11 protein-coding genes are annotated in these 12,183 nt (G+C 62.9%); 5 read left to right on the top strand and 6 right to left on the bottom strand.

Annotation, left to right across the window (positions count from 1 at the left end; genetic code table 11):
* Both X742_RS0135710 and X742_RS166285 read left to right on the top strand, forming a co-directional pair.
* A partial coding sequence (locus X742_RS0135710) for a hypothetical protein (RefSeq protein ID WP_031247623.1) occupies positions 1-534 on the top strand: 534 nt, incomplete at its 5' end.
* Positions 535-659: 125 nt separating this feature from the next.
* A complete protein-coding gene (locus X742_RS166285; protein ID WP_023770100.1) occupies positions 660-1,274 on the top strand; it encodes an exonuclease in 615 nt (204 codons plus the stop codon).
* A gap of 37 nt (positions 1,275-1,311) precedes the next feature.
* Here the strand turns inward: X742_RS166285 and X742_RS166290 are convergent, their stop codons facing one another.
* From X742_RS166290 to X742_RS166305, 4 genes are all read right to left on the bottom strand, one after another.
* Positions 1,312-1,890, bottom strand: a complete 579-nt coding sequence (locus X742_RS166290; RefSeq protein WP_023770099.1) for an ABC-type transport auxiliary lipoprotein family protein — start codon at positions 1,888-1,890, stop codon at positions 1,312-1,314.
* Positions 1,891-1,999: 109 nt separating this feature from the next.
* On the bottom strand, positions 2,000-3,373 hold the full coding sequence (locus X742_RS166295) for an MlaD family protein (RefSeq protein ID WP_023770098.1): 1,374 nt from the start codon (positions 3,371-3,373) through the stop codon (positions 2,000-2,002).
* Between the two features lie 14 nt (positions 3,374-3,387).
* Positions 3,388-4,197, bottom strand: coding sequence for an ABC transporter ATP-binding protein (locus X742_RS166300; protein WP_023770097.1), 810 nt, complete (start codon positions 4,195-4,197; stop codon positions 3,388-3,390).
* A 4-nt stretch (positions 4,198-4,201) separates the two neighbouring features.
* Positions 4,202-5,389 carry an ABC transporter permease gene (locus tag X742_RS166305; RefSeq protein WP_023770096.1) on the bottom strand — a complete coding sequence of 396 codons (1,188 nt, stop codon included), beginning with the start codon at positions 5,387-5,389 and terminating at the stop codon, positions 4,202-4,204.
* 77 nt (positions 5,390-5,466) lie between these two features.
* Between X742_RS166305 and dgcA the strand changes: the two genes are divergently transcribed.
* Positions 5,467-6,450, top strand: coding sequence for an N-acetyl-D-Glu racemase DgcA (dgcA, locus tag X742_RS166310; RefSeq protein ID WP_023770095.1), 984 nt, complete (start codon positions 5,467-5,469; stop codon positions 6,448-6,450).
* Here dgcA and X742_RS166315 read toward each other — a convergent pair.
* Together X742_RS166315 and X742_RS166320 are read right to left on the bottom strand one after the other, a co-directional pair.
* Positions 6,421-7,635 (bottom strand): MFS transporter, encoded by a 1,215-nt coding sequence (locus X742_RS166315; RefSeq protein WP_023770094.1) that lies wholly within the window; start codon positions 7,633-7,635, stop codon positions 6,421-6,423. The two genes, dgcA and X742_RS166315, sit on opposite strands and share 30 nt — an antisense overlap.
* 130 nt (positions 7,636-7,765) lie before the next feature.
* Positions 7,766-8,548: a UDP-2,3-diacylglucosamine diphosphatase gene (locus X742_RS166320; protein ID WP_032924727.1), complete on the bottom strand. Its 783-nt coding sequence runs from the start codon at positions 8,546-8,548 to the stop codon at positions 7,766-7,768.
* Positions 8,549-8,701: 153 nt separating this feature from the next.
* On the opposite strand from X742_RS166320, the gene X742_RS166325 reads away from it, so the two are divergent.
* Positions 8,702-9,481 carry an SDR family oxidoreductase gene (locus tag X742_RS166325; RefSeq protein ID WP_023770092.1) on the top strand — a complete coding sequence of 260 codons (780 nt, stop codon included), beginning with the start codon at positions 8,702-8,704 and terminating at the stop codon, positions 9,479-9,481.
* A gap of 175 nt (positions 9,482-9,656) precedes the next feature.
* Entirely contained in the window at positions 9,657-11,981 is a 2,325-nt protein-coding gene (locus tag X742_RS166330) for an NADP-dependent malic enzyme (RefSeq protein ID WP_023770091.1), read from the top strand.
* Positions 11,982-12,183 lie beyond the last annotated feature (202 nt).

Genomic DNA, 12,183 nt, shown 5'->3' with positions numbered 1-12,183 from the left:
CTCGATCTGGAGCGTCCGGCTGAGGCAGCACCGCGCCAGCGTGCAACCGACGCCACAGCCCGCGCGCCGCAAGGCGGCTGGGTGCGCGATCTCTTGACCGCCGCGTCGAACGATGCCGAGCTCAGGCCGGCGGCTCCCCAGGCGCCAGCGGAAGCCCCGCGCGCGGTCCCTGCCCAGCGTTCACCGCAGCATGTCGTGGAATCGCTGAACTCGCTGTCCGTCGATATCGCGCGGGCCATCGACCACGATGCCTCGATCGAGCTGTGGAACCGCTACCGGCGCGGCGAGCGTGACGTGTTCACGCGCAGGCTCTACACGCTCAAGGGCCAGCAGACGTTCGACGAAATCCGCCGCAAGTACCAGGCGGAGGCCGAATTCCGCACCGCCGTCGACCGCTATTGCGACGATTTCGAGAAGCTGCTCAAGGATGTCTCGCGCAACGACCGCGACAACATCATGGCCCAGACCTATCTCACGTCGGACACCGGCAAGGTCTACACCATGCTGGCCCATGCCAGCGGCCGCCTGCATTAGGCGGTCGACAAGCCAAATCGAACAAGGCGGGGGCTTGTCTCCCGCCTTTTTCTTGAAGGAACTGACTTTGCCACCCGGAGACGCATCCGGGTTTGATCTCGCTTTCCGGAACCGGATCCTGAGTTGTGAAGACGGCAATCATATTCGACTGCGAGTTTCTCTGCCTTGAGGGATCACAACGCCGATTCTGGTGCGCGGCCCACGATCCCGATCCGATCATCGCGCGGATCGGCGCGGCAAGGCTCGGCCTCGAAGGTGACTTCCCCCTGCTGGGCACGCACAAAGCCTATATCAGACCGGTCGACCGGTTTGGCGAGCGGTACACGCTCGATCCGTTCTTCATTGGACTGACCGGCATCACCGAAGAAATCATCGAGGCCGAGGGCGTTGCGCTGAAGGAGGCCCTGGCCGGCGTCGATCGGTTTTCCGCCGGAGCGCGGCTGTGGTCCTGGGGCAAGGACGAACTGAACATGATCGCCATCAGTTGCTATGTCGCCGGCATCAGGCCGCCTATCCCGGCCACCCGGTTCGACAATGCCGTCAAGCTGCTGATCGCGGCCGGCATGCCGATCGAGGACCTGGCAAGGACACCGAGCAACAAACTTGCGGATTATTCCGGCGTCGAACATCCGCCAGTGCAGGGACATGACGCGCTCGACGATGCGCTGTCCGTGACCTACACCCTGCAGCACCTGATGAAGACTGGAAAGCTGCGGCCGGAGACCTTCGGCCGTCCATAAACCGGAAGCGTTGGTGGTAGCCCTGCGCGCCTGGCGCTCAGATCACCGAATCGGTCCAGCGAACGATCTGCTGGGCCGCATCGCCGAAGGCCGCGTCGAGCGCGCTGACATAGGCCGGGTTGCCGCTGCCCGAAACGGGTGCCGATGCAGTGAAGCTCTTGGAAGCCTTCACTTCGCCGTTGCGGTCGTTGAGCAAGCGCACGAACAGGTCGACCTCGGCATGTTCACCGCCGTTGACGCGCACTTCGAAGGAGCGAACCTCGACGATCACCTGATAGTCGATCGCCAGCCCCTCGCCCGGCTTGCCGACGCCGGCAAAGCTGCCCGAGCGCTGGAACGTCTCGGCCAGCCGCGCCTGCACGATCAGCGGCAGCCGGTCAGCCCATTGCGCGCCCTTCAGATATTGGATCGAGCCGTCGGAGGGTTTGATGACTATGTTCTGGCTGTCCAGTGCCTTCAGTGCCGAAGGCTGGGCGATCAGGATTTGCTTTCGGCTATGGCCATGCGCGTCGACCGACGGTGCCGACAATTCGAACGTGTCGAGCGGTGCCGGCTTGCCGCCGAGCGCCGCGCAGCCGGCAACCGCCAGGACAAGCAGCGCCGCAGCCGATTTCAACCCGCTCGTTCCAAGCCTACTCAATCTCACGCGTGAGCCCCGTTATCCCCTGATCGCACGATCAACCCGCATTCACGAGCACTGTTCTTGCGGCGGGCCGATGCCGAAGTCAACGCCGCGCCCTGCCATCGAACTGCCGAACCTCGCCGTCGCCACCCGAAAGGATGCGTTGCGGATTGCGGCTGAGATCCGTCACCGCCTCCTCGATGCGGTTGATCGAGCGGCGGCTATCCTGCACCAGCGCCTCGACATTCTGCAGCCCCTGGCCCGAGAAGCGTGCCAGATTGTCGGTGATGACCCCAAGCCGGGCATTCAGCGTATCGGCAACCTGCTTGAACGATTTCAGCGTATCCCTGGCGTCGGCCATCACGCCGTCGGCCTGGCCCGAGCCGAGCAGCTTGTCGACCTTGGCGAGAATGCCGTCGACCCGCACAGAGGCGTCGTTGAGCCGTTGCGCCAGCTGCCTGGCGTCCTTGATCGTCTGATCGATGTCGTCAGCACGATTGGCGATCTTGCCGGTCACCTCCGCGATATCGGCAGCCGCCTTGTTAGCGCTGTCGCTGGCCTTCTGGATGTTGGCGAGCGCTTGGCGCACCTGCGCCGGATCGATGCCGTCGAGCACGCCATCGACCTTGGCCAGCGTGCCTTGCGTCTGCTTGGCGAAATCGTTGACCGATCCCACTGCCGTATCGACGTTCCTGATTACACCGTCCAGCTGCTGCGACGTTTGCTTGAGATTGCCCGTCACGGCATCGACATTGGCAACGATGCTCTTGATCTTGTCCTTGTCGACGGCATTGAGCAGGCCTTCCGCTGCTTTCAACGTGCCGTCGAGCTTGCCTGAAACGCCCTTCAGCTCATCGGACAACGCGCTGACGGCGGACAGGAATTTGTCAATGCCATCAGAATTCCTGGCCAATGCGTCGGAAAACGTCTGCACGTTCTGCACGGTCTGCGTCAGCGGCCCGCGCACATCCTTGGTAAAGCCTTCGAGTTCCGTCAGCACCTTGTCGGCGCGGGTGAAGATGTTTTGCGCCGTCTGCAGCAGATTGGTCACGGCAGAAGGATTGGCGACGATCTCGGCGACCTTGCCGTCCTTCTCGGCCTGATCGAGCAGCTTGACTTCCTTGGGGTCGGCGCCCTTGAGCTCGATATTGGCCTGCCCGGTGAGGCCGGCGAGGCCGATATCGGCCTGCGTCGACTTGGTGATGGGCGTCATCCGGTCGATCTCGGTGTCGGCGATGGCGACAGTCGGATTGTCGACGTCGATATAGACGCGCTTGACGTCGCCGACCTTGACGCCGTTGAACAGCACGAAGCTGCCGCGGCCGAGACCAGAGGCCGAGCCCGGAATGCGCACCCGCAGCAGCGTCGTCTCGCCCCTATCGCCGATCGCGGCCGTCCAATAGACGAAGCCGAACGCCGCCAGGATCGCGACCAGCGTGAAAATGCCGACAATGACGTAGTTGGCTCTAGTTTCCATTGCTTCACTTATGGCTATGCACGTGCGGCAAGATCAAGTTGCCGTGCTCGTTTTCCGCGGAAATAGGATTTTACCCACGGCTCCTCGCTCTTCAGCATGTCGTCGATCGTGCCTTCGACCAGCACCTTTTTCTTGCCGAGCACCGCCACGTGGTCGCAGGCGGTAAACAGCGTGTCGAGGTCGTGAGTCACCATGTAGACGGTCAGATCCATGGTGTCGCGCAGCTTGACGACAAGTTCGTCGAACTCGGCCGCGCTGATCGGATCGAGGCCTGACGTCGGCTCGTCGAGAAAAACGATGTCGGGGTCGAGCGCCAGGGCGCGGGCAAGTGCCGCACGCTTGATCATACCGCCGGAGAGCTCGGAGGGAAACTTCTGCGCCGCATCCGGCGGCAGTCCGACCAGCTCGATTTTCAGCAGCGCCAACTCGTCCATCAGCTTTCTTGGCAGATCGAGATATTCGCGCATCGGCACCTGCACGTTCTCCATCACGGTCAGCGCCGAAAACAGCGCCCCATGCTGGAACAGAACGCCAAGACGCATGTCGATGCGCAGCCGCTCGAGATCGCTTGCCTTGTCGACGTCGACGCCAAACAGTTTGATTGTTCCCGACTGCTTGGGCATCAGTCCGAGAATCGTTCGCAACAGCACGGACTTGCCGGCGCCCGAGGCACCGACGAACCCCAGTATCTCGCCGCGCTTGATGTCGAGCGACAGTTTGTCGAGGATCAGCTTGTCGTCGATGGCAACGGTGACATCGTGCACCGAAAGCACGATTTCGCTCTCGTCCGGCGCCTCAGTCGTGATTCCGTTTCCCTTTGTCATGTTACTAGAACTGGATCGCTGCGTAGAACATGGCGAAAAGTCCGTCGAGAATGATGACGACGAAGATCGACTTCACCACAGAAGCGGTCACGTGCTGCCCGAGCGATTCGGCACTGCCGCCGACCTTCATGCCCTCGACTGAAGCGATCGTGCCGATGATCATGGCCATGAACGGCGCCTTGATCAGCCCGGCGAAAATCGTGCTGAGATCGATTGCGACACGCAACCGGTCGATGAAGGCAGCGGGGGGGATATCGGAGTAGAGCCATGCGGCGATGATGCCGCCGCCGAGCGCGGCGAAATTGGCGATGATCGTCAGGCAGGGCAAGGCGATCACCAAGGCAACCAGACGTGGAAAAACCAGGACGCCGATCGGATTGAGACCGATGACCTTCAGCGCGTCGACCTCCTCGCGCATCTTCATCGAGCCGATTTCGGCGGTGATCGCGCTGCCGGAGCGGCCGGCGATCATGATTGCCGTCATCAGCACGCCGAGTTCGCGCAGGATCAGCACGCCGACCAGGTCGACGACGAAGATGTCGGCGCCGAAATAGCTGAGCTGATACGCACCCTGCTGGGCCACGATGGCGCCGACGATCGCCGACATCAGCACGACCACGGGGATAGCGCCGACGCCCATGCGATCGATCTGGTTGAAGATCGCCGCCGGGTTCACGGCATGGCCACGGCCGAGCTTCATCTGCGCGCCGCGGATGGTGGCGCCCAATATGTTCATCGAGGCGAGGAAATCGTCGCGCATCTCGTAGACGCGGCGGCCCACCGCCTCCAGTGCCCGAATGACAATGTTGGGCGGTCGCGCCGGTCCGACTTCGGGTTCGCGCCGGACGGCTTCGCTCACCGCTTCGAGCAGGATGGAAGCGACGTCACTTTGGCCTTGCAGCCTTACCTCGACATTCTTCTTCTCGAAGACGCTGACCAGCCGGTCGATCAGCCAGGCGCCAGCGGTGTCGATCTTCTCGATTTTCGAAAGGTCGAGCGCCAACATCTTGAAACCGCTTCGTTTCTCGATCTTGCGCATCTCGGCGTCGATGAGCGCCACCGTCCGCGTCGTCCAGATGCCGGAGAACGCACAGCCGAGGACCCCATCCTCCTCGCCGACCGCGACGCGCGGGTCGTGGTCAGCCCCCGAGGCGGTCGTGCCGCTTGCGTCGCGTTTGCCGATGGTCAACATGGCGTCCTGTTTAGCCTGATGGGTCCGACCTTGTCGATTTGCCGACAACCCTTCTCGCATAGCCGGAGCAGAAAAATATGGCGCGTGTCATTTCGGTCGAGGCCGAGCGTTTTCCAATCGCCGGGACCTTCACCATTTCGCGCGGCTCCAAGACAGAGGCCGAGGTCATCACCTGCACGATCAGGCAAAACGGCCATGTCGGTCGCGGCGAATGCGTTCCCTACAAGCGCTATGGCGAGACCATGGACGGTGTGAGCGGCGCGATCGCGGCGATGCGCGACCGGATCGCCGGGGGGATGGACCGCGCAGCCCTGCTCGACGCAATGCCTGCCGGAGCGGCGCGTAACGCCATAGACTGTGCCCTGTGGGACCTTGAAGCCAAGATCAACGGCAATCCGGTGGCGAACACGATCTGGCCGGCCCCGTTGCGTCAGCTCGAAACCGCCTACACGCTGTCGCTCGGCGAACCGGAGACGATGGCGGCGCAGGCCCGCGCCAATGCCGGCAGGCCGCTGCTGAAGGTCAAGATCGGCGGCGACAACGATGTCGCCCGCATCCAGGCGGTGAGGCAGGCGGCTCCAGGGAGCCGATTGATCCTTGATGCGAATGAAGGCTGGACCGACGAAAACATAGTCGCGAATCTCGCTTTTGCCGCGAAGCAAGACATCGCCCTGATCGAGCAGCCGCTGCCGGCGGGTCGTGACGGCATCCTGCGCCATATAGCCCATCCGGTGCCGATCTGCGCTGACGAGAGCGTCCATGAAGCAGGGAACCTCGAGGCGCTTGTCGGCCTCTACGACGCAGTCAACATCAAGCTCGACAAGTCCGGCGGGCTGACGGCGGCGCTCACCTTGCGCGACCGCGCCCGTGAGCTGGGTTTTGGCATCATGGTCGGCTGCATGGTCGGCACGTCGCTGGCAATGGCGCCGGCGGTGCTGCTCGCGCAAGGAGCGGATTTCGTCGACCTCGACGGCCCGCTGCTGCTTGCCCGGGATCGTGTGCCGGGTCTCGTTTACCAGGGATCGCTCGTCTCACCCCCGGACCGGGCTCTGTGGGGCTGAGCGCGCGGCAAGCCCGATCAGCATAAGGCCCACCATCGCGATCGGGATCATCGCCAGGAAACCATCCACGCCGAGACGGTCATAGAGCGGGCCCGAAACAAGTGTAACGGCGGCCATGAAGAAGCCGTTGAAGAAATAGGCGATGCCTTGCGCGGCACCCGTGCGCTCTTCGGGGACGGTCTCGCCGATCATTTTCTGCAGGCCGATCAGCACCATTGCGACAGACACCGAATGCAGCGACTGCACGGCAAAGAAGCCGGCGATGCCGAGGCCGAGCGGCCATATCAGTGGAAAGATGATCCAGCGCGCAACGGAGCCGATGCCGGCAATCACCATCACCTTGACAACGGACACGGAGGCGAAAATGCGATTGAAAAACAGAAACATGCAGACTTCCGACACCACGCCCCACGCCCACAGGAGGCCGACAACGGAATCGCTGATGCCGATCGATTTCCAATAGATGGAAACGAAACCGTAGAGGAAGGCGTGGCTGGCTGTAATGATGCCGACGCCAAGGGTGAAGGAGAGGAAATAAGCGTTGAACAGGCTTGGCGCAGCGTGCTGGATTTCCACTGCCGACAGCGGCGAGGCCTTTCGCGGCCGTCCCATGCGCGGTGCCAGCAGGCCTGCGATGAGTGCCGCGCCAAGGGCAAGGACTATGATCACCGGGACGGCTCCAGGGCCGCTGGCCGCCAGGATGAAACCGCCCGCGACATTGGCCAGGAGATAACAGATCGACCCCCATTTGCGCATGCTCGCATAATTGGCCCCGAAGCGGCGCACGCCCGAAAGCGCCAGCGAATCGGCGATCGGCGAATGTGGCGTCCAGACAATGGTCAGCACCAGCGACACCGCCAGCACCGTCGCGTATGTCGGGGTCAGGAAGTATCCCGCGGACAGCAGCAGCGATGCGGCGACGAGCACGACATAGACATCGGCACGGTCCCTGGCTCGATCGGCAAGTGTCGTCAGCAGCGGCGTCGTTATTACGCGCAGGAACATCGGCGCCGCCAGGATGACGGCGATCTGCTCGGCATGAAACCCCTTGGCCTGCAACCAAAGCGGGAAATAGGGCAAATGGGTGCCAAGCGATATGAACAACGTGCCGAAGATCAGGCTCATGCGCAGTTCAAAACGGCTCGGCTTCACGAGTTGTTCGGGCGAAAGCGGTGGCAGCGGCATGAATCGATCCAATGACGCTGCGCTCAACGACCGGAGAGCAGCGCAAGCCGATCCTTAACATGAGGAAAAACCGGACGAAACCGGCTGGACCAGTCGATTAACACCAGAAATCGCGGGGCCGGCTTCGGCTTCAGGCCGCCTGCACCACCCTGTCCTCGATCAGCATCGGGATGGAGGGCTCGTCAAGCGCTTCAGGCAACACATGCGCCCAGGTCAGGATTTCCATGCGGCCGTCGAAATGCTCAACCACGGCGGTGCAGCTCTCTACCCAGTCACCGGTGTTGATATATTGCACATCGCCGTAGCTTTCGATGGCGGCATGGTGGATGTGCCCGCAGATGACGCCGTCGACATGCGAGCGTCGCGCTTCCTCGCTGAGCACTGTCTGGAACGAGCCGATGAAGTTCACCGCCTTCTTGACCTTGACCTTGGCCCAGGACGAAAACGACCAGTAAGGCAGGCCGAGCAGCTGGCGCAACCGCGTGATCACCCGGTTGACCTGCATGGCAGCGTCGTAGGCATGGTCGCCGAGATAGGCGAGCCAGCGCTGGTTGTGGACGACGGTATCGAACTGGTCGCCATGGATGACCAGCAGCCGCCGGCCATCGGCGGTTTCGTGGATGGCGCGGTCGGCAACGACGATGCCGCCGAAATGCACGCCCTGGAACTGGCGGGCGAATTCGTCGTGATTGCCGGCGATATACGTGATCGAGGCGCCCTTGCGCGCCTTGCGCAGCAGTTTCTGCACGACGTCATTATGGCTTTGCGGCCAGTGCCAGCTGCGCCGCAGGCGCCAGCCGTCGACGATATCGCCCACCAGATAGATGATGTCGGCATCGTGGTAGCGCAGGAAGTCGATCAGGAAATCGGCCTTCGCCGCCTTCGATCCCAGATGGACATCGGAAATGAACATGCTGCGGAAAGTGCGGGGCTCTTGGACTGACATCGCGGATTCACCCTTGCTTTCGAGCAGCCTATGCTCCGATTCATGCAACAACCGTATGACGGTTGCGATTGGTCCAGCGCTGGCGCTAGCCTGCCGCGCAAATCAAAGGAGAAAATCGTCATGGATCTCGGTATCCGCGGGAAGAAGGCCATCGTCTGCGCTTCGAGCAAGGGGCTTGGCCGTGGCTGCGCCATGGCGCTGGCCGAGGCGGGCTGCGACATCGTCGTCAATGGCCGCAATCCGGAGCTGGTCGCGAAAACCGCCGCGGACCTGCGCCAGCGCCATGGCGTGACGGTGACGGAAGTCGTCGGCGACGTTTCGAAGCCGGAGATACAGAAAGCGCTGCTCGCCGCCTGTCCGGAACCCGACATCCTCGTCAACAACAATGGCGGACCGCCATTGCGCGATTTCCGCGAACTCGATCGCGGAAAAATCCTTGAAGGCGTGACCCAGAACATGGTGACGCCGATCGAACTGGTGCAGGCGGTCATTGACGGCATGGCTGCGCGCGGCTTCGGGCGCATCGTCAACATCACCTCGCTATCGGTCTATGTCCCCATACCCGGCCTCGACCTGTCATCGGGCGCGCGCGCCGGACTGACCTCGTTTCTCGCCGGCGTGGCGCGCACGGTGATCGAGCGCAACGTGACCATCAACAGTCTCTTGCCCGGCAAGCTCGACACCGACCGACTGCGCGGCCCGCATGAGGCTGGCACGCCAGAGGATCCCAAGGCGGCCGCGGCGCGCAAGACCCGCATCAGTGCCGACGTGCCGGCCAAACGGCTCGGCACGCCGGAGGAATTCGGCCAGATCTGCGCCTTTCTCTGCTCGGTCCATGCCGGCTATCTGACCGGGCAGAACATACCCGTCGATGGCGGTCTCTACGTCAGTGCTTTCTGACCAGGATGTCGGCAAAGCGGTGCGAAACACCCGGCATGTAACCGCCGTAAGTACCTGACATTTAATGCCTTTTGACGCGCTGGCGCTTAAAGCTGCCGGCGCGTCAATTAGCGTCGCGAAAAACCTTGGCCTCATGCTAAAAGGACTCCCGAAGCAGGTTTCGAGGAGCGGCCGCATGGAAGGCGAGAACAAGAAAACGGCACGTTCGGACCTCGACGAAGCCGCGCTTTATTTCCACAAGCACCCGACGCCGGGAAAGCTCGAGATCCAGGCGACCAAGCCGCTCGGCAATCAGCGCGACCTGGCGCTCGCTTATTCGCCCGGCGTCGCCGCCCCTTGCCTCGAAATCCGCGACAATCCGGCGACCGCCGCCGACTACACGGCGCGCGCCAACCTTGTTGGTGTCGTATCGAACGGCTCGGCCGTGCTCGGCCTCGGCAATATCGGGCCGCTCGCCTCCAAGCCGGTGATGGAGGGCAAGGCGGTCCTGTTCAAGAAGTTCGCCGGCATCGACGTCTTCGACATCGAGATCGACGCGCCGGAAATCGAGCGCATGGTCGAGACCATCGCCGCTCTGGAGCCGACCTTCGGCGGCATCAACCTCGAGGACATCAAGGCGCCGGAGTGTTTCGAGGTCGAGGAACGCCTGAAGGCTCGGATGAGCATACCGGTTTTCCATGACGACCAGCACGGCACAGCCATCATCGTTGCCGCCGCGGTGCTCAACGGGCTGGAGTTCGCCGGCAAGACCATCTCGGACATCAAGGTCGTCACCTCCGGCGCGGGTGCTGCCGCGCTTGCCTGTCTCAATCTTCTCGTTTCCCTTGGCGTGCGCGTCGAGAACATCTGGGTCACCGACCGGTTCGGCGTCGCCTACAAGGGCCGTGCCGACGAGATGGATCGTTGGAAAGACCCTTATGTGAAGGACACCGACGCGCGCACGCTGGCCGACGTCATGGCGGGCGCCGATGTTTTCCTCGGTCTCTCCGCCGCCGGCGTGCTGAAGCCGGACCTGCTGCAACACATGGCACCGAAGCCGCTGATCCTGGCGCTGGCCAATCCAAATCCGGAGATCATGCCGGAAGTGGCGCGCGCGGCCCGTCCGGACGCCATGATCTGCACCGGACGGTCCGATTTTCCCAATCAGGTCAACAACGTGCTTTGCTTCCCCTACATCTTCAGGGGTGCGCTCGACTGCGGCGCCAGCGCCATCAACGAGGAGATGAAGATGGCGGCGGTGCGGGCCATTGCCGCCCTTGCCCGCGAAGAGCCTTCCGATGTCGCCGCGCGCGCCTATTCCAGCGAGACGCCGGTCTTTGGCCCCGAATTCCTGATCCCCTCGCCCTTCGATCCGCGCCTCATCCTGCGCATTGCGCCGGCGGTGGCCAAGGCAGCCTGCGACACCGGTGTGGCGACACGGCCGATCACCGACTTCGCCGCCTATATCGACAAGCTCAACCGCTTCGTCTTCCGCTCCGGCCTGGTGATGAAGCCGGTGTTCTCCTCCGCCAAGGCCTCCAGCGCCAAGCGCGTCATCTACGCCGACGGCGAGGACGAGCGCGTGCTGCGTGCCGCCCAGGTTGTGCTTGAGGAGGGCATCGCCGAACCGATCCTGATCGGCCGGCCGCACGTCGTCGAGGTCAGGCTGAAGCGTTATGGCCTGCGCATCAAGCCCGGGGTCGATTTCGGCCTGATCAACCCGGAGGACGATCCGCGCTACCGCCACTATGTCGACCTCCTGATCGAACTCGCCGGCCGCCGCGGCGTGACGACGGAGGCCGCGCGCACCATGGTGCGCACCGACAACACGGTGATCGCCGCACTTGCGCTGAAGCGCGGCGATGCCGACGCCATGGTCTGCGGCCTCGAAGGCCGTTTCGAGCGGCATCTGCGCAATGTGACGCTGATCATAGGGCCGCGCACCGGCATCAAGGACCGGGACCTGTCGACGCTATCCATGCTGATCTCGCAACGCGGCATCATCTTTCTCACCGACACCCACGTCTCCGTCGACCCGACGGCCGACGAGATCGCCGAGATGACCGTGCTGGCGGCGGAAGAAATCCAGCGTTTCGGCATCGAGCCGAAGGCGGCACTCTTGTCGCATTCGGATTTCGGCTCGCGCGATTCGCCGAGCGCGCTGAAGATGCGTCAGGCCGCGGCCATTCTGGCGCGCATCGCGCCGGAGCTGCAGTGCGACGGCGAAATGCACGCCGATTCCGCTTTGTCGGAGCATCTGCGCCAGCGCGTCTATCCGCATTCGCGCCTGAAGGGCGAAGCCAATCTCCTGGTGTTCCCGAACCTCGACTCGGCCAACATCACGCTGACGGCGCTGCGAGCCATGATGGATGCCTTGCATGTCGGCCCCATCCTTCTCGGCACCGACAAGCCGGCGCACATATTGACACCCTCGGTGACCTCGCGCGGCGTCGTAAATATGACCGCGCTGGCGGTGGTCGAAGCCGCGCATAAGGCACAGGCGATCGCCAATCTGGACTGAACCGGCGGTCGCGATCGGATTGATCCGGCCCCGATTGAGGCATGGTGGCGACGCGACACGCCACATTCGCGGATCGAGTGTTGCGAGCCGACAACTCTTAACCGAGAATCCGGCATCGGACGAATGCGGATTTCTCGGACCGGGTCAATTTGATATGGTCACGCCGTCTGATTGGGCAGTGAAAATGTCATGAGAGCCCTGT

The sequence above is a fragment of the Mesorhizobium sp. LNHC229A00 genome (assembly GCF_000502415.1).
Taxonomy (GTDB): Bacteria; Pseudomonadota; Alphaproteobacteria; order Rhizobiales; family Rhizobiaceae; genus Mesorhizobium.
This window is presented reverse-complemented; position numbering and strand designations above follow the sequence as displayed.

Excerpts from the sequence above, each read along its gene's own strand:
- X742_RS166295 (WP_023770098.1), bottom strand. The coding sequence starts at position 3,373 with ATGGAAACTAGAGCCAACTACGTCATTGTCGGCATTTTCACGCTGGTC.
- X742_RS166300 (WP_023770097.1), bottom strand. The coding sequence starts at position 4,197 with ATGACAAAGGGAAACGGAATCACGACTGAGGCGCCGGACGAGAGCGAA.
- X742_RS166305 (WP_023770096.1), bottom strand. The coding sequence starts at position 5,389 with ATGTTGACCATCGGCAAACGCGACGCAAGCGGCACGACCGCCTCGGGG.
- dgcA (WP_023770095.1), top strand. The coding sequence starts at position 5,467 with ATGGCGCGTGTCATTTCGGTCGAGGCCGAGCGTTTTCCAATCGCCGGG.
- X742_RS166315 (WP_023770094.1), bottom strand. The coding sequence starts at position 7,635 with ATGCCGCTGCCACCGCTTTCGCCCGAACAACTCGTGAAGCCGAGCCGT.
- X742_RS166320 (WP_032924727.1), bottom strand. The coding sequence starts at position 8,548 with ATGTTCATTTCCGATGTCCATCTGGGATCGAAGGCGGCGAAGGCCGAT.
- X742_RS166325 (WP_023770092.1), top strand. The coding sequence starts at position 8,702 with ATGGATCTCGGTATCCGCGGGAAGAAGGCCATCGTCTGCGCTTCGAGC.
- X742_RS166330 (WP_023770091.1), top strand. The coding sequence starts at position 9,657 with ATGGAAGGCGAGAACAAGAAAACGGCACGTTCGGACCTCGACGAAGCC.